This is a genomic window from Ruegeria sp. C10 (assembly GCF_056537805.1).
In genome coordinates, this window is the sequence record NZ_JBQFSC010000003.1 from 328308 (window position 1) to 345985 (window position 17678).

The 17678-nt window shown below is 56.1% G+C and carries 20 protein-coding genes; 16 read left to right on the forward strand and 4 right to left on the reverse strand.

The annotated features are described in order from the left end of the window. Positions 1-90: 90 nt before the first annotated feature. Entirely contained in the window at positions 91-846 is a 756-nt protein-coding gene (locus tag ACR0DE_RS15520; RefSeq protein WP_480707112.1) for a sulfite exporter TauE/SafE family protein, read from the forward strand. Here the strand turns inward: ACR0DE_RS15520 and ACR0DE_RS15525 are convergent. Beyond that, a complete protein-coding gene (locus ACR0DE_RS15525) occupies positions 843-1142 on the reverse strand; it encodes a hypothetical protein (protein WP_170408338.1) in 300 nt (99 codons plus the stop codon). The two genes, ACR0DE_RS15520 and ACR0DE_RS15525, sit on opposite strands and share 4 nt — an antisense overlap. A 175-nt stretch (positions 1143-1317) precedes the next feature. Between ACR0DE_RS15525 and ACR0DE_RS15530 the strand changes: the two genes are divergently transcribed. From ACR0DE_RS15530 to ACR0DE_RS15580, 11 genes are all read left to right on the forward strand, one after another. After that, positions 1318-2175, forward strand: coding sequence for an HpcH/HpaI aldolase/citrate lyase family protein (locus tag ACR0DE_RS15530; protein WP_480754122.1), 858 nt, complete (start codon positions 1318-1320; stop codon positions 2173-2175). Positions 2176-2181: 6 nt separating this feature from the next. Continuing rightward, complete coding sequence (locus tag ACR0DE_RS15535; RefSeq protein ID WP_170395794.1) at positions 2182-2736, forward strand: NnrU family protein; 555 nt, start codon at positions 2182-2184, stop codon at positions 2734-2736. A gap of 12 nt (positions 2737-2748) precedes the next feature. Further along, positions 2749-2955, forward strand: coding sequence for a DUF1737 domain-containing protein (locus ACR0DE_RS15540; RefSeq protein WP_170408336.1), 207 nt, complete (start codon positions 2749-2751; stop codon positions 2953-2955). Continuing rightward, positions 2955-3983, forward strand: a complete 1029-nt coding sequence (locus tag ACR0DE_RS15545) for a MaoC family dehydratase (protein WP_480754125.1) — start codon at positions 2955-2957, stop codon at positions 3981-3983. Before ACR0DE_RS15540 ends, ACR0DE_RS15545 begins: the two co-directional genes overlap by 1 nt. Before the next feature lie 66 nt (positions 3984-4049). Next, positions 4050-4724, forward strand: coding sequence for a DUF1194 domain-containing protein (locus ACR0DE_RS15550; protein WP_480754127.1), 675 nt, complete (start codon positions 4050-4052; stop codon positions 4722-4724). A gap of 204 nt (positions 4725-4928) precedes the next feature. Further along, entirely contained in the window at positions 4929-5312 is a 384-nt protein-coding gene (sdhC, locus tag ACR0DE_RS15555) for a succinate dehydrogenase, cytochrome b556 subunit (RefSeq protein ID WP_480754129.1), read from the forward strand. A 13-nt stretch (positions 5313-5325) separates the two neighbouring features. After that, positions 5326-5709: a succinate dehydrogenase, hydrophobic membrane anchor protein gene (locus ACR0DE_RS15560; protein ID WP_480754131.1), complete on the forward strand. Its 384-nt coding sequence runs from the start codon at positions 5326-5328 to the stop codon at positions 5707-5709. 12 nt (positions 5710-5721) lie between these two features. Continuing rightward, entirely contained in the window at positions 5722-7530 is a 1809-nt protein-coding gene (gene sdhA, locus ACR0DE_RS15565) for a succinate dehydrogenase flavoprotein subunit (protein ID WP_170395802.1), read from the forward strand. 12 nt (positions 7531-7542) lie between these two features. After that, positions 7543-8322 (forward strand): succinate dehydrogenase iron-sulfur subunit, encoded by a 780-nt coding sequence (locus ACR0DE_RS15570; RefSeq protein ID WP_480754133.1) that lies wholly within the window; start codon positions 7543-7545, stop codon positions 8320-8322. Positions 8323-8459: 137 nt separating this feature from the next. After that, a complete protein-coding gene (locus tag ACR0DE_RS15575) occupies positions 8460-8600 on the forward strand; it encodes a hypothetical protein (protein ID WP_170395806.1) in 141 nt (46 codons plus the stop codon). A 286-nt stretch (positions 8601-8886) separates the two neighbouring features. After that, entirely contained in the window at positions 8887-9750 is an 864-nt protein-coding gene (locus ACR0DE_RS15580) for an urea carboxylase-associated family protein (RefSeq protein ID WP_480754280.1), read from the forward strand. 12 nt (positions 9751-9762) lie between these two features. On the opposite strand, the gene deoD is transcribed toward ACR0DE_RS15580, so the two are convergent. The 3 genes from deoD to ACR0DE_RS15595 form a co-directional block, all read right to left on the reverse strand. Then, the gene (gene deoD, locus ACR0DE_RS15585) at positions 9763-10473 is read right to left on the reverse strand and encodes a purine-nucleoside phosphorylase (protein ID WP_170395810.1); all 711 of its coding nucleotides are present in this window, start codon (positions 10471-10473) and stop codon (positions 9763-9765) included. Between the two features lie 18 nt (positions 10474-10491). Beyond that, complete coding sequence (locus ACR0DE_RS15590; protein ID WP_170395811.1) at positions 10492-10803, reverse strand: H-NS histone family protein; 312 nt, start codon at positions 10801-10803, stop codon at positions 10492-10494. Between the two features lie 115 nt (positions 10804-10918). Then, a complete protein-coding gene (locus ACR0DE_RS15595) occupies positions 10919-12886 on the reverse strand; it encodes a methylmalonyl-CoA mutase family protein (protein ID WP_480754135.1) in 1968 nt (655 codons plus the stop codon). Between the two features lie 146 nt (positions 12887-13032). Between ACR0DE_RS15595 and ACR0DE_RS15600 the strand changes: the two genes are divergently transcribed. The 4 genes from ACR0DE_RS15600 (at position 13033) to ACR0DE_RS15615 (ending at position 17622) form a co-directional block, all read left to right on the forward strand. Further along, positions 13033-14415 carry a 1-acyl-sn-glycerol-3-phosphate acyltransferase gene (locus tag ACR0DE_RS15600; protein ID WP_480754137.1) on the forward strand — a complete coding sequence of 461 codons (1383 nt, stop codon included), beginning with the start codon at positions 13033-13035 and terminating at the stop codon, positions 14413-14415. A gap of 111 nt (positions 14416-14526) precedes the next feature. Then, complete coding sequence (gene ccrA / locus ACR0DE_RS15605) at positions 14527-15813, forward strand: crotonyl-CoA carboxylase/reductase (protein ID WP_170395824.1); 1287 nt, start codon at positions 14527-14529, stop codon at positions 15811-15813. 367 nt (positions 15814-16180) lie between these two features. Further along, a complete protein-coding gene (locus tag ACR0DE_RS15610) occupies positions 16181-16900 on the forward strand; it encodes a helix-turn-helix transcriptional regulator (protein WP_170395826.1) in 720 nt (239 codons plus the stop codon). Between the two features lie 83 nt (positions 16901-16983). Continuing rightward, positions 16984-17622, forward strand: a complete 639-nt coding sequence (locus ACR0DE_RS15615; RefSeq protein ID WP_170423735.1) for an acyl-homoserine-lactone synthase — start codon at positions 16984-16986, stop codon at positions 17620-17622. Positions 17623-17678 lie beyond the last annotated feature (56 nt).

Genomic DNA, 17678 nt, shown 5'->3' on the forward strand with positions numbered 1-17678 from the left:
GCGGCGCGGCATGCCACCGCATACCGTTTGCACACACCCCGCCGATTGCGCTAAACCGCCTGTGAATCATGCATATTTCCGGGGTGCCTGATGTTCGACATGAACCTGATGTTTTTTGCAGTGGCGATCCCGGCGGTGATCTTCGCGGGCATCTCGAAAGGTGGGTTCGGCTCGGGAGTGGCGTTTGCATCTTCGTCGATTCTGGCTCTGATACTGACGCCAGGACAGGCGCTAGCGCTAATGCTGCCGATACTGATGGTGATCGATCTGGCGACGTTAAAGCCGTATTGGAAACGCTGGAGCTGGCCGGATTCGCGCCTTCTGATGTTGGGCGCAGTACCCGGTATCGCGCTGGGCGCGTGGCTTTATCGTGCGACGGATGACGATCTGCTACGTCTGTTGATTGGCGGAATATCGGTCGGTTTTGTGATCTGGCACGTTGCCCAGACCAGAGGCTGGGTGCGGGGCTTTGCCAACCGGTTGCCTCCATCGGCGGGCCTGTTTGCCGGGCTGATCGCTGGATTCACCAGCTTTGTCAGCCATGCGGGCGGCCCACCCGCCGCCGTGTACCTGCTGTCACAACGCCTGACGAAAACCGAATTTCAAGCCTCGACCGTGCTGGTCTTCTGGGTAATCAACGCCGTCAAATTCGTGCCCTTCGCCTATCTGGGCCTCTTCACCTGGCACACAGCCTTGGCAGACCTGTTGCTGACCCCGTTTGCGATCCTCGGGGCCTGGCTGGGCGTCCGGGCGCATTTCATGCTCTCCGAACGATTGTTTTTCAACATTGCCTACGTCTTGCTGACCCTGACGGGAAGCAAACTTATTTGGGATGCGCTGGTTTAGGCGTTGGGCGGCAATGCTTCGGCCAGTGTTTCATAAGACTGGCCTGAGGCGATCAGGCAGGTCACACCTTCCGGCAAGGTCACAACAATGGTCCAGCTGCCGGTTTGGTCCGAGGCAAAAACCTCCATCACCGCTCCCCGACGCGCAATACCGATGCCTCGTCGGGTTTCGCCATATGACTTTGTCAATCGCTTGATCACGTCTTCGCGTGGCGCACAATTCTGTGCGCTGACTTGTTGCGCTGCCAGTACCATGATGCCCAAGCCAATCGTCATTTTCAGCATAATCGTTTTCATTGGTCACCCCTTTCAAGCTCTTCCTCAAAGCAGCGTGCCGTAGGCAAAAGGACATCGCGTTAAGGCAACGCACGTTGCGCAGCGCAGGAAATGCTGCGCTGCGGCGATTTTGTTCTTGAACTTTCCGTCAAAAAATGCCCCATTCCGCGCAACATTATTTCAATGGGAGAGTCCAGTGGACCCGCGCCAACGACCCTATCGCTCGGTACTATACATCCCCGGCTCGCGTGAACGCGCGCTTGATAAGGCCCGCACCTTGCCGGTGGACGCCATCATCTTTGATCTCGAAGACGCGGTTGCGGCTGATGAGAAAGAGAACGCGCGCGAGACCCTCAAGGCGGCTTTGGCCGCCGGAGGCTATGGTGCTCGGGTCAAGATTGTGCGGATCAACGGGCTTGATACCGAATGGGGGCGCGCGGATGCCGAAGCCTCGCGCGAGATGGATGCGGATGCCGTTCTGTTGCCAAAGGTGAGTTCTGCTGCGGATGTGGATGCGCTGACCTCAATCACCGGAGACCTGCCGATCTGGGCGATGATGGAGACGCCGCGCGGGATGCTGAACGCAGCCGAAATTGCCGCACATCCGCTGATGGCAGGCTTTGTCATGGGGACCAACGATCTTGCGAAAGAGCTGCAGACGCGCTTCCGCCCCGACCGTTTGCCGATGATGACCTCGCTTGGCCTGTGCCTGTTGGCGGCCAAGGCCGAGGGGCTGATCATCGTCGATGGCGTCTACAATGCCTTCAAGGACACCGACGGTCTGGCCGCCGAGTGTGCCCAGGGCCGCGACATGGGCTTTGATGGCAAAACCCTGATCCACCCGGCCCAGGTCGACATCGCAAACTCCGCCTTTGCCCCTTCCGAGGATGAGATTGATCTGGCTCGCCGTCAGATTGCCGCTTTCGAGGAAACCGAGTCGCAGGGGCAGGGGGTCGCCGTTGTCGATGGCAAGATTGTTGAAAACCTACACGTTGTAACTGCCCGCGAAACTCTGGCAAAAGCAGAGGCGATAGTAGCTTTGCAAGCGGGGTAAGCCAGTATGGGCTTTGTTCTTCTAATCCTTGGTGTGGCACTTTGGTGGGCCGCACATCTTTTTAAGCGCGCGATGCCGGAACGACGTGCCGCCATGGGCGACGCGGGCAAGGGCGTCGTGGCGCTCGCCTTGGTGGCCTCGGTATTGTTGATGATCTTCGGTTATCGCATGACCGATTTCATATATGTCTGGGCGCCGCCAACCTTTCTGATTCACGTCAACAACCTGCTGGTGTTGATCGCGTTCTATCTGGCCAGCCCTGCGGGAACCAAAGGTCGCCTGTTGAACAAGGTCCGTCACCCCATGCTGGGTGGCTTTAAACTCTGGGCATTTGCGCACCTGTTGGTGAACGGTGATCTGGCCTCGATCATCCTGTTTGGTGGCTTGCTGGCCTGGGCAATTGTCGAAGTGATCGTGATCAACAAATCCGAACCAGACTGGGCACCGGGCGAACCCGGCACATACGGCAAAGATGCCATGTTCTTTGTGGGCTCCATCGTGCTGCTGGGCGTTGTGGGCTATATTCACGGGCTGGTTGGTCCGTCTCCGTTTGGTGGATAAGGGGCCTAATCAATGGCGAAACTTTATCGTTTGTTGACCGAGGAAGACACATCAGCCTTCTGCCACAAGGTCTCGGACGCGTTGGCAAAGGGATGGGAGCTTTATGGCGACCCGTCTTATGCCTTTGACGCCGCAAATAACGTGATGCGTTGCGCGCAGGCTGTGACCAAAGAGGTCGCCGCTGATTACACCCCCGACATGAAACTGGGACAGCAATAATGGCAAAAACCAATCCGGGTAACTTTTTCGAGGATTATTCAGTCGGGCAGATCCTGCATCACGCCGTGCCGCGCACGGTGACAGATGGCGAGCGCGCGCTTTATCACGCGCTCTATCCCGCGCGACACGCACTCTATTCCTCGGATGAGTTCGCCCGGAATTGTGGCCTGCCGCAAAGTCCGATTGACGATCTGGCGGCCTTCCATGTGGTGTTCGGTAAAACGGTTCCCGATATCTCGCTGAATGCGGTGGCTAATCTGGGTTATGCCGAAGGGCGCTGGCTGCAACCGGTCTACCCCGGTGATACGCTGCGCGCTGAATCTGAGGTGATCGGCCTCAAGCAGAACTCGAACGGCAAAACCGGTGTCGTCTGGGTCCGCACCCGCGGGCTGAACCAACGCGACGAAGTGGTGATCGAGTATGTTCGCTGGGTCATGGTGCGCAAATCAAACCTCGATGCGCCTGCACCAGAGACGGTGGTGCCCAATCTGAAAAAGGCGCTTGATGTCAGCGATCTGGTGGTACCACAGGGGCTCGATTTCTCGAAATACAATTTTGTACAATCCGGCGAAAACCACCGCTGGGATGCGTACAACACGGAAGAAACGATTGATCACGTCGATGGCGTGACCGTCGAAGAGGCCGAGCACATGCTGGCCACCCGCCTGTGGCAGAACACCGCCAAAGTGCATTTCGACCTCACCTTCCGACCAGAGGGGCGGTTGATCTATGGCGGCCACGTTATCTCGATGGCGCGTGCCTTGTCGTTTAATGGCCTGGCGAATGCGCAGATGATCGTTGGCCTGAACGGCGGTGCCCACGCCAACCCTTGTTTCTCGGGCGATACGATCAAAGCCTGGTCCGAGGTTTTGGACAAGGCCGAGACCGGAACTCCCGGAATCGGTGCCATCCGCTTGCGCTTGGTTGCGACCAAAGGTGGCGAGCCTTTCACTTTGCGCAATGATGAGGGTAAGTACCTGTCTAACGTTCTGTTAGATTTGGATTATTGGGCTCTTATGCCAATGTAGCCAATGCCTTCTGGCGGCTGACATTCATGTGATCACGGTCCGCGAAATCCATGCTACGCTTGGCGCATGATGATGTTTCGTGCGCTCGCCGCCAGCCTGTATCTGGCATCTCAGGCCTATGCTTGTGATTTGGCCTTGGCCTTGGCCGTAGACGTTTCAGGCTCGGTTGATTCCGAGGAGTATCGTATCCAAATGGACGGTCTTGCCGCAGGTCTGCGGGACCCTATCGTATCCGAGGCCTTGGTGCGCGGACAGGCTCGGCTGATGCTTGTGCAATGGACAGGCAGTTCTCGCCAGAGGATCACGATCCCCTGGACCCGGATCGATAGTTTTAACACCCTGGACAGTTTTGCTGATCTGGTCGCAGCTGACCCTCGTGTCTGGCGTAACTTCTCAACTGCGATAGGTGAGGCGCTCGATATGACGGTTGCCAGCTTTGACGACGTGCCCGAATGCGAAAGGCATCTTATTGATCTTTCGGGCGACGGAATTTCGAATGAAGGAATCGAGCCGTCGACCATCCACGCCAAACTGCGGGATCGCGGCATCACGGTGAACGCGATCGCGATTGAAGAAAGTGAACCCGATCTGACAGCCTATTTCTTCGAGAACGTCATCGTTGGCGAGGGGGCCTTTGTCGTCTCTGCAGCAGGCTTCGCGGATTATCCCGAACGTATTCGCAAGAAGCTTTTACGCGAGGTGACACAGCAGACTGCAGGGCTGACGCCGCTCCAAAAATAGATTCGTGATCACATTGCTTTTTCATTGAAAACGCTAACATTGGCGGTATCGAATGTGATTTGTGATCACGAGAATATTTTGTGTGATCACAAACACGGCTTATCAGCGATTTTGCGTTAAATTTACTGGATTTTGCAACTGCAGCGCGTGACAGAGTCGTAAAAAACAGTAAAACGTTCGGTAGCCAACCGAAAAGGAGCCAACATGGCCGATGTAAATCGAGGCAACCGCCCGCTTTCTCCACATTTGACGATCTATCGTCCACAGATGACGTCCATATCTTCGATTATGGTGCGCATCACGGGTCTTGCGTCTTTTGGTTTGGCTTTGTTGGTCGTCTGTTGGTTACTTGCTGCGGCCACATCGGAAAGCGCCTTTGAGCTGATCAATGGATTGATGACCAGTTTCCTGGGTGATCTGGTCATGTTTGGCGCGGCATGGGCCATTTTCTATCACATGTTGGGCCGTTTGCGGCACGTCATCTGGGATCTGGGATATTGCGTGGATGTTGAGGTGTCCGAGAAGATGGGCATTGGCATGTTCGTGCTGGCAACTGTTCTGGCTCTGATCACAGCCGTAGCGCTTTAAGGGGAGGTTCGCGATGCAGTTTCTCACAGACCGTAAACGCGCGCAGGGCATGGGGGCCGGACGTGCAGGTACACATCACCACTGGCAAATGATGCTCAGCTCGGCGGCATTGGTCATCCTTGTTCCGCTGTTTGTATTTACCTTCGGGCACGCCCTAGGTGGAACCTACGAAGAGGCTCTGGCCTATTACAGCCGCCCGTTCCCGGCGATTATCATGGGTCTGATACTGGTTGTTGTCGTCCCGCATTTGTTGCGCGAAGCCCAGGAAGCGATCGAGGACTACGTGCATGGCGTCGCGGAAAAGCTGGCGCTGATGGCAGCGCAGGCTTTTGCATACACACTGATTGCTGCGGGTCTCTTTGCGCTCGCGCGTCTGGCTCTCGGATATGCGCAGTAAGGAACAAGAACAATGACAGCAGCATATGAATACGAAACCCACGAATATGACGTGGTGGTTGTCGGTGCCGGTGGCGCGGGTCTGCGTGCAACATTGGGCATGGCCGAGCAGGGTTTGCGCACCGCTTGCGTGACGAAGGTATTCCCGACCCGGTCACACACTGTGGCCGCCCAAGGCGGCATTGCGGCGTCCTTGTCGAATATGGGGCCAGACCATTGGCAGTGGCACATGTATGACACCGTCAAGGGCTCGGACTGGCTGGGTGACACCGATGCGATGGAATACCTCGCGCGTGAAGCACCCAAAGCTGTATATGAGCTAGAACATTACGGAGTGCCATTCAGCCGGACCGAAGAAGGCAAGATCTATCAGCGCCCATTTGGTGGCCACACCACCGAATTTGGCGAAGGCCCCGCTGTGCAGCGGACCTGTGCGGCCGCCGACCGGACCGGTCATGCGATCCTGCACACGCTGTATGGTCAGTCGCTGAAGAACAACGCTGAGTTCTACATCGAGTATTTCGCCATTGATCTGATAATGTCTGAGGACGGACAGTGTCAGGGTGTCGTGTGCTGGAAGTTGGACGACGGCACGATGCACGTCTTCAACGCCAAGATGGTTGTTCTGGCGACCGGCGGCTATGGCCGCGCCTATTTCAGTGCAACCTCAGCACATACCTGCACCGGCGACGGTGGCGGTATGGTGGCCCGCGCGGGTCTTGCGCTGCAGGATATGGAATTTGTTCAGTTCCACCCAACCGGCATCTACGGATCGGGGTGCCTGATCACTGAAGGTGCACGTGGTGAAGGCGGATACCTGACCAACTCGGAAGGCGAGCGGTTCATGGAGCGCTATGCGCCCCAGTACAAAGACCTCGCGCCGCGCGACTACGTTAGCCGTTCAATGACCATGGAAATTCGCGAAGGGCGCGGACATGGTGACAACGGCGACCACATCCACCTGAACCTCAGCCATTTGCCAGCCGAAGCTTTGGCGGAACGCCTACCGGGCATTTCAGAATCTGCGCGCGTTTTTGCAGGGGTTGATGTTACCAAAGAACCGATTCCGGTTCTGCCGACCGTGCACTATAACATGGGCGGTATCCCGACGAACTATTGGGGTGAAGTTCTGAACCCGACAGCCGACAACCCGACCGCCGTGGTCCCTGGCCTGATGGCTGTGGGCGAGGCCGGGTGTGCCTCGGTTCACGGGGCAAACCGTCTTGGTTCAAACTCGCTGATCGACCTCGTGGTGTTTGGCCGTGCGGCGGCGATCCGGGCGGGCAAAGTTGTGGATGCCGACGCGTCGAACCCGGTTCTGAACCAGGCCTCTGTAGATAAAGCGTTTGACAGGTTCGATGCGGCGCGCAACGCCAGCGGCGCAATTCCAACCGCAGATCTGCGGCTTGAGATGCAGCGCACCATGCAAGAGGACGCGGCGGTTTTCCGCACCTCGAAGACCATGGCTGAGGGCGTCGAGAAGATGACCGCGATCGCTGCCAAGATGGACGACCTGAAGGTTTCTGACAGATCGTTGGTCTGGAACAGCGATCTGATGGAGACGCTCGAGCTTACCAACCTGATGCCAAGCGCGCTCGCCACCATCGTTGGTGCCGAAGCGCGTAAGGAATCCCGCGGTGCACACGCCCATGAAGATTTCACCGAGCGTGACGATGAGAACTGGCGCGTCCACACGGTCAGCCGTGTCGATGGCAATAAAGTAGAGCTTAGCTACCGTCCGGTTATCGTTGATCCGCTGACGACCGAAGACGAGGGCGGCATCAGCATGAAAAGAATCGCGCCCAAGGCGCGGACGTTCTAAGGAGAGGAACCCATGGTACAACTGACCCTCCCCAAGAATTCCCGGATCACCACCGGTAAAACCTGGCCCAAGCCCGACGGCGCGACCAATGTGCGCAAATTCCAGATCTATCGCTGGAACCCGGATGATGGCCAGAACCCGCGCGTCGATACTTATTTCCTCGATATGGATACTTGCGGCCCGATGGTTCTGGACGCTCTGATCAAGATCAAGAATGAGATCGATCCGACTCTGACCTTCCGCCGTTCGTGCCGCGAAGGCATCTGCGGGTCCTGCGCGATGAACATCGACGGGATTAACACGCTGGCCTGTATCTATGGGATGGATGAGATCAAGGGCGACGTGAAGATCTACCCGCTGCCCCATATGCCGGTGGTCAAGGACCTGATCCCTGATCTGACTCATTTCTACGCCCAACACGCCTCGATCATGCCGTGGTTGGAGACTAAGACCAATCGTCCGGCAAAAGAGTGGAAGCAATCCATCGAAGACCGCAAGAAATTGGATGGTCTCTATGAATGTGTGATGTGTGCCAGTTGCTCGACCTCGTGCCCCAGCTACTGGTGGAACGGCGACCGCTATCTCGGCCCTGCCGCGCTGTTGCATGCTTACCGCTGGATCATCGACAGTCGGGATGAGGCCACCGGTGAGCGTTTGGACGAGCTGGAAGATCCTTTCAAGCTGTATCGCTGCCACACCATCATGAACTGCGCCAAGACCTGTCCCAAGGGTCTGAATCCGGCCAAAGCGATTGCAGAAATCAAGAAGATGATGGTGGACCGCGCGGTCTGATCACGCACCAAAACAAAGCACTTGCCGGGTTGCGGCAAGTGCATGCCGCCTCTGCAAAACTATGCGATGCGCTTGTACGAGCGCGGATCTAAAGTTGGCGCAGGGAGGAGTGATGAGTTCGAAAAGAGGTCACTCCGATGAACATGCAAAACCAAAAACACGACGCGGCCAAAGCGTTGGAATTTCTGGAGCAAGCTTGGGCCTATTATACGCCCGAGCCCAAAGTTCCGGCCAAAGACGAAACACCAGAATTGTTTGAATATGCGAACGCGGCTTAACCGTGTCGCGCGGGCTTGAAAATTACGACACAATAGGCAATGCAGAGCTATGCCCGTTCTATTGCTTCTGCTCGCCGCTGGCGTTTTTGCCTATTTTTTCTGGCGGTCCCGCACGTCGTCTCTGACGCGCGACTGCAGGTGGCGGCAACATCGAAGCGAGGGCCAGTGGCGCTGTGCTTACTGTGGCGCGGTGTCAAAATCTGATGTTGAGCCCACACAGTGTCTGAAAGGACAATAGCTGCTGTTGGGGGTTTCCCACCGGGCCGAACTGCGCCACTCTCGGCCCATGTCAGAATCTCGGAATACTCCCCGCCCACCCATGGATGCAGATGCGCGCCGCGCGATTGCGCCCGTTATTTGCTACCCGAATGAAGGGCTACCAAAACCCGATCTAGGGCTCTATCAAACTGCGCGTGATACAGCGCACAAAACGGGTGAGGTGTTGGTGCCACCGCGAGATGCGCAATGCTTTGAGGTGCCTGCAGGGCATTTCTTTCGGATCACTTCTGTTGAAGGATCGCAAGTTGGCGATCTAAACCTGTGGAACCTCAACGACCTTTCCGAGCGGTTCTATTCCGGCAAGACGCGCGCGTTGCATGGCACACATATCACCGTGGGTGAGCGCATGTGGTCGAGCTTTCCACATATGCGACCGATGGCGACAATCATTGCAGATACGCTGGGGTGGTACGGAATCGATGATTTCGGCGGGTCGGTGCACGATGTGATCGGGACCCGATGTGATCCCTATACCGGTAATCTGCTAGCTGGATCCCAGTACCATCACTGTTGCCATTCGAATCTGACACGCGCGCTGGCGGATCATTTGGGCGTCTCTTTGGCCGAAGCCGAGCCTGCGGTACATGATGTATTGAACGTGTTCATGTGCACCGGTTTCACGCGTGATACCGGGCAGTATTTCATGAAAGCCTCACCTGTCCGTCCGGGAGACTATCTTGAGTTTTTCGCCGAGATTGACCTGCTGGGAAATCTAAGCGCGTGCCCGGGCGGTGATTGCTCGTCCGAGCATTCATCGGATACCGCAGCCTGTTATCCCCTGCTGGTAGAAACCTTTGCCCCGGCTGAAGGTGCGCTTGAGGGATGGCGCAGCCCCGCGCGCAACGGATATGACCGCACGCACGGGCGCTAGATATCGCGCAATTCAGCTGTCCGGGAACGCCGCCTGCAGCGCGATTTCGACCATGTCGCCAAAACTGCTTTCTCGGTCCGAGGAGGGCAGGGCTTCGCCGGTCAACAGGTGGTCCGAGACTGTCAGTACCGCCAATGCGCGGCATTTGTGACGCGCGGCAAGGATGTAAAGCTCTGCCGCTTCCATCTCGACACCCAAAATACCGTGCCGAACCATTTGTTCGTTCAGGTCCGGGCGTTCGTCATAAAAGACATCGGATGAATAGATGCCGCCAACATGGGTTGGCGTACCTTTGGCTTGTGCAGCCAATGCTGCAGACTGCAAAAGACCCCAATCCGCGCAAGGGGCGAAGTTCATTTCTCTCATGATCCCGCGCGAAGGGGTGCTGAGTGTGGTCGACGTCATCGCCAGAATAACATCACGCACATTCACACTGTCTTGCATCCCGCCACAGGACCCGATCCGGATCAAAGTTTTGGCGCCGTAGTCACGGATCAATTCGTTCACGTAGATCGACAGAGACGGCATCCCCATGCCACTACCCTGAATGGTAACACGATTTCCTTTCCAGGTGCCGGTGAACCCCAGCATGCCACGCACTTCGTTTACCAGCTTTACGTCTTCAAGAAACGTTTCGGCCGCCCATTTTGCACGATACGGGTCGCCGGGCAAAAGAACGGTTTCGGCAATCTCGCCTTTTTGGGCTCCAATATGGATAGTCATTTTGCCACTTGCCCCCGATCAGATTTCCAGATCAGTAATATCGGTACCGGCTTTTATGGCGTCATGAACCCACTGCGGTTTGCGGCCCCGCCCGGTCCAGGTTTGCGACGGATTGTTCGGATTTTGATACTTCGCTTTAGATGATTTTACCGATTTAGCGCTGTCTCCTGACAATTCAGACAACGAAAACCCATATTCCGCCGCCGCCTTTTCGGCGGCTTTCAACGCTTCTTTTCGCTCACGCACTTCGGCGGTTTTTAGCGCCTTTTCGACCCGATTGCGCAATTCGAGCAGTTCTTTGCGCGACATTTTTTCAAGATCGATTGCCATAATCTTCTCCATTTCGGCTATTCCCCTACTTATTGCAGGGGAAATTGAATAAACCCGAACCTATCTATTCCCATTTTACCGGAAATAGAAATGGAGATTTCTGTAATATGCTTTTCTATTCAGCCGCAATTTCCGTTGGGTCAACCAATGTGACGATATCGCCCATGATTGCATTCAATTCGAAATTTTTCGGCGTATAGATTTTCGATACACCCATGGAACGCAATTGATCCGCGTCCTCATCGGGGATGATCCCACCTACAATGACGGGAATATCGCTTAGCCCTGCTGCTTTCAGCCGCGTCATCACGTCCTTCACCAAAGGCAGGTGGCTGCCAGAGAGGATCGATAGACCAATCACATGCGCTTTGTCTTCTTGTGCCGCAGTTACGATTTCTTCGGGCGTAAGACGAATACCTTCGTAACTGATGTCCATGCCACAGTCGCGTGCGCGGAAGGCGATCTGTTCGGCTCCGTTCGAGTGTCCGTCCAGACCAGGTTTGCCAACAAGGAACTTCAGCCTGCGCCCCAGTCGGTCGCTTACCGCATCTACGGCTGCGCGCAGGTCTTCCAGTCCTTCGGTTTTGTTCGAAACAGATCCCGAGACGCCGGTTGGTCCACGATATGTACCGTAGGCCTTGCGCATTTCCTCGGCCCATTCGCCAGTTGTGATACCGGCCTTGGCCGCAGCGATTGAAGGTGCCATCACGTTGGCACCGGATCGCGCTGCTTCGCGCAATGCTTGTAGCGCCGCGGCCACTGCTGCGTCATCCCGATCCGCACGCCAGTCGTTCAAGCGCCCGATTTGTTCCTGTTCAACCGCCGGGTCGACGACCATGATGCCGCCATCCTCGGTCTGCAAAGGCGAGGCTTCGCCCTCGGTCCATTTGTTTACGCCAACGACGACGGTTTCATTGCGTTCAATACGGTTCAGGCGCTCGGCATTGGACTCGACCAGCCGCGATTTCATGTATTCGATCGAGGCTACTGCGCCGCCCATCGATTCGAGATTAGCCAATTCGGCTCGTGCGCCATTTTTAAGTTCTTCGACTTTGGCGTCGACAACCGGATTGCCGTCGAACAAATCGCCATATTCCAGCAGATCGGTTTCATAGGCGAGGATTTGTTGCATCCGCATCGACCATTGCTGATCCCAGGGACGAGGCAGGCCGAGCGCTTCGTTCCATGCAGGCAACTGCACCGCACGTGCGCGGGCACGTTTGGATAGCGTCACCGCAAGCATTTCAATCAGTATGCGATAAACGTTGTTTTCCGGCTGCTGTTCGGTCAGTCCCAGCGAGTTTACCTGAACGCCATAACGGAATCGGCGGAACTTAGGGTCTTCAATGCCATAGCGCTGCTGCAGAATTTCGTCCCAAAGATCCACAAAGGCGCGCATTTTGCACATTTCGGTGACAAACCGGATGCCCGCATTCACAAAAAACGAAATCCGCCCGCAGAGTGCCGGGAAGTCTTCAGCCGGAACGCGCGGGCGAAGTTCGTCCAGCACTGCAATGGCAGTCGCCAGAGCATAGGCCAGCTCTTGCTCGGGCGTCGCGCCTGCTTCTTGCAGGTGGTACGAACACACATTCATCGGGTTCCATTTGGGCACGTTATCGTAGCAATATTCGGCCACGTCCGCGATCATCTTCAGCGATGGCTTGGGTGGGCACACATAAGTGCCGCGGCTCAGGTATTCCTTGATCAGGTCGTTCTGGACGGTCCCCTGCAATTTCGAGACATCCGCGCCCTGTTCCTCGGCAACTGCGATATATAGCGCCAAAAGCCAAGGAGCAGTCGCATTGATCGTCATCGAGGTATTCATCTGTTCCAGCGGAATTTGATCGAACAGAACCCGCATGTCCCCCAGATGGCAGATCGGAACCCCAACTTTTCCAACTTCGCCGCGCGCCAAAGTGTGATCGCTGTCATACCCTGTTTGGGTTGGCAGATCGAAGGCCACGGACAGGCCGGTCTGACCTTTGGCTAGGTTCGCACGATAAAGCGAATTTGACGCTTTGGCCGTTGAGTGACCGGCATATGTACGGATGAGCCAGGGGCGATCTTTCTGCAACTGCGTCATGGGTCGGGCCTCGCGGATCGATGGGGTAACAAAATTACGTTCTATGGTGGTAAATAGTAATTTTCAGTACATGTCAATTCGCTGCGTTGCGGCATCGACGGTTTCTGCAGATTGTGGGTGGTCGCGTTTGATGGCACTGTGCCCGAATGATGCAGACTGTGGAAATCCCGCTTTGGCTGTTTGTGCTGATCGTGCTGTTTGCCGCGGTCACATTTGCCTCGCATTTTTTGTTTCCGTCGGTGCGCTGGTTTTTCCGCCGCCGCCTTGAGCGCGCCGTCGCACGGTTGAACAAGCGCCTTCAGCGCCCGATCCAACCGTTCAAATTGGCGGGGCGGCATGACATGATTCAACGGCTTATCTATGACCCGCAGGTTAGCCGGGCGGTGCAGCAGCATGCCAAAGAAGAAGGTGTGCCTGACGCTGTTGCCTCAGAATTGGCACGGCGTTATGCGCGCGAGATTGCGCCCTCATTCTCGACAGTGGCCTATTTCAGCATCGCGATCCGTTTTGCCCGCATGCTGAGTAACGCCTTTTACAAGGTGCAGTTGGGTTACGAGGACAAAGCCGCGCTGGACAATATCGATCCCGATGCGACGGTCGTTTATGTCATGAACCACCGCAGCAATATGGATTACGTGCTGGTCACCTATCTGGCGGCAGACCATTCGACCTTATCCTATGCTGTGGGCGAGTGGGCCCGTGTCTGGCCTCTAAGTCGATTGATTCGCGCGATGGGGGCCTATTTCATTCGCCGCAAGTCGGGTAGCGACCTATATCGACAGGTCCTTGCAAGCTATGTAAGACACGCGACCGAAGCGGGCGTGACGCAGGCCATGTTCCCTGAGGGCGGGCTGAGTCTGACTGGCAAACTGGGGCGCCCCAAGCTGGGATTGTTGAAGTATATCCTTGACGGAGTCGAACCGCAGGGGCGGGATGTGGTGTTTGTTCCGGTTGCTTTGAACTATGATCGGGTGCTTGAAGATACCGTATTAACAGCGGCAGCGAAGGATAGTGAACGCCGCTTCCGCGCGCGGATCGGGGTTATCACCCGCTGGTCGCTCAAGCAGATTTGGCGCAGGCTTGTCGGGCGCTACAAGAGATTCGGGATTGCCTCGGTGCGGTATGCGACACCGATTTCTCTGAAAGAATTTCGAGTCGCGCACGAACGGGACCTAACGACCGATCTGGCCCGCGAGTTGATGCGCAGGATCGGTGCCGCAATTCCCTTTGTTCCAGTGCCTGCAGCGTGTCGGCTGGTTCAGGAAGAAGGTGAAATGTCAGAGCAGGAGTTGAAGGCGCGTTTGCTGACGTTGGGCGGCGACGCGGTTGCCCAGGATGATGGAGAGGCTGTTGACGATGCCATCAATCAGTTGGTCGAGCGACGGATTCTGCGTCGCGAGGCTGGAGTGTTGCGCCCATCAGGCGAGCGATCAGAGCTGCTTGCTTATTACGCGGCAGCATCAGAACCCGTTGTTCGGGCTGAGAATGATGCAAGTGCAGAAAGTATTTCTGCAACTGCTGGGTCATAAAATTACAAAATAGATACCAAAAACGGTTGCAATATTACTCAGGGGCTAATATTTCGTCTTTGGAAAGCCGCGATTCTGCGGCGCGGCAACAGTTGGAAAAAGGAGGCCAGCATGGCTTTGGATGTCGACAGCGGTATCGCGTCGTATGAGGCGCCGGAAAAGGACCTCTACGAGATGGGTGAAATCCCCCCGATGGGGTATGTTCCCAAGCAAATGTATGCCTGGGCCATCCGGAAAGAGCGCCACGGTGAGCCAGACACAGCGATGCAGTTGGAAGTCGTTGATGTCCCGAAGCTGGACAGCCACGAAGTGCTGGTTCTCGTTATGGCGGCGGGTGTGAACTACAACGGCGTCTGGGCATCGCTTGGCAAGCCGATCAGCCCGTTTGATGGCCACGGCCAACCCTTTCACATCGCAGGTTCAGATGCGTCGGGCATCGTCTGGGCGGTTGGTGACAAAGTGAAGCGCTGGAAAGTCGGCGATGAAGTCGTGATTCACTGCAACCAGGACGATGGCGATGACGAACACTGCAATGGTGGTGATCCGATGTATTCGCCCAGCCAGCGCATCTGGGGATATGAGACACCTGATGGCTCGTTCGCGCAGTTTACAAATGTTCAGGCACAGCAGCTGATGCCGCGTCCCAAGCACCTGACCTGGGAAGAAAGCGCCTGCTACACGCTGACCTTAGCAACAGCCTATCGGATGCTTTTTGGGCACGAACCGCACGATCTAAAGCCGGGCCAGAACGTCCTGGTTTGGGGCGCATCGGGCGGTCTGGGCTCTTACGCGATACAGTTGATCAACACTGCGGGTGCCAATGCGATCGGCGTGATATCGGATGAAAGCAAGCGTGAGTTTGTGATGGACCTTGGCGCCAAAGGCGTCATCAACCGCAAGGATTTCAACTGCTGGGGCCAGCTGCCCACGGTGAATACTCCGGAATATGCTGAATGGTTCAAAGAAGCCCGCAAGTTTGGCAAGGCCATCTGGGACATTACCGGCAAAGGTGTGAACGTCGACATGGTGTTCGAGCACCCCGGCGAAAGCACGTTCCCGGTGTCCACTTTTGTCGTGAAAAAGGGAGGTATGGTTGTGATCTGCGCCGGGACCACTGGCTACAACCTGACCTTCGACGTGCGTTACATGTGGATGCACCAGAAACGCTTGCAGGGCTCACATTTTGCGCATCTCAAACAGGCCTCGGCTGCAAACCAGCTAATGGTCGAGCGCCGCTTGGATCCGTGCATGTCCGAAGTGTTCACTTGGCAGGATCTGCCTGAGGCGCACATGAAGATGATGCGCAACGAACACAAGCCGGGCAACATGTCGGTGCTGGTTCAGGCTCCGCATACAGGCATGCGCACCCTTGAAGAAGTATTGGCTGCCCGCGACTAACGGTCTCAGGCAAACAGCAGCTGCAACACCCGCAGGGCGCAAACACGCCTTGCGGGTGTTCATCGTTTCTATCGATGATTATGCATTTTCAATGCTTTAAGAAATCGCACCCCGCTATTTCTGGGGAGTAGAAAGCAGCGAGTAGGCCGAATTAGTCTGCACATGTTATGGTTGTGTTAACCCTTCGTTAACTATTTCGGGGACACCCTGATGGCGCAAAATGAGTGGATTTTGGACGTTCTGTCGGACCTCAACGCCTTTGCTGTGGCGAATGGGTTGAGCGCGCTGGCCGAGCAGCTTGACGACACAAGACTGATCGCCGCGGCCGAGATTGCGTCCTCAAAGGATGAGGCTTGCGCGCCCGCGAATGGGAAGAAAATTCGATTTGAGCCAGATCCTAGGGGATTTGGAAAGCACCAGCACGCTTGACGAGCTGACCAGCGTAGCAGTCCAGTTGCGGGACAAGCTGCAAATTGACCACATGACATATCATTGGGTTGATGGGGCCGGGGATCAATACGGGTTCACGACTTATTCGGATGCCTGGGATGAACGGTATCGAGACAGGAATTATCATCGTATTGATCCGGTTATTCTGGGTTGTTTTCAGCGATTTCACGCTGTGGACTGGAAACAGTTGAATTGGTCGGGCAAAGCAGTAAAGGCCTTCCTGCAGGACGCGCAGGAACATGGCGTCGGCAATCAGGGCTATTCGATCCCGCTGCGGGGGCCAGGCGGGCAATTCGCGCTGTTTACGGTCAACAACAGCTGCGATGACATCGCATGGCAGGCATTTGTCGAAACGTATGGCCGCGATCTCATATTGGTGGCGCATTTCCTCAATCGAAAAGCGCTGGAATTTGCAAAAGAACGGCAGCCGGACAACATGCGGGGGCTCTCGCCCCGCGAAATCGATGCAATGACATTGCTGGCGCTGGGGTATAGCCGAGCGCAGGTGGCGCACTCGCTTTCCATTTCTGAGCATACGCTCAGGGCCTATATCGAAAGCGCACGCTCAAAACTCGGTGCGCAAAATACGACTCATGCAATCGCCACTGCACTCAGTAGAGGATTAATAGTCGTTTAACGACCGTACGGTGGTCTCACCTTAAATTAACCACGTGTTCGTACCCCCTTTGTTCCAACTATGGACGACAAGGGGAACACGTCATGTTGCGTTATTTGTATGCCGATGAGCTGCATAACTTTCCGGAATTGGCCAGGGGGATGTTCAGGGATCGCGCGGATCAGTTCAAAACCCGCCTTGGCTGGGATGTTAAGGTTAATGAAAAGGGGGAAGAGCGGGATCAGTACGATGACCTGAACCCGCTCTATGTGATTTGGGAAGAGGCAGATGGCAGCCATGGCGGGTCCATGCGGATCCTACCGACGACCGGTCCGGTCATGGTGAACGACATATTCGGACATCTCACCGGGGGCAGTCCGATCCGAAGCCCACTAATCTGGGAGGTCACTCGCTTTTGCCTCTCGCGCAACGCCAGCGCTCATACCGCCGGGGCCATCATGCTGAGCGGCGGTGAGGTGATGGAAGGGTTTGGCCTGACCCACATAGCGGGCGTTTTTGATGCCCGCATGATCCGGATCTACCGTATGATCGGATCGTCTCCGGTGGTTTTGGGCACCGAAGGGAAAGGGCGCGATCAGATCTCGGTCGGCCTGTGGCCTTATTCAGCGGATGATTGCAACCGTGTAGCAGCCCGCGCAGGCATCCCGCGAGAGTTGTCGCGCCTGTGGTTCAAGACAGCATTTGGCCATGGCGCACAGCACCGGTTCGCTTTGTCGGCATAAGCATACGGAAAAACCAATCGGCATCTGGCAGCGCGCGGCGCGTCCCTGTAGGGTCG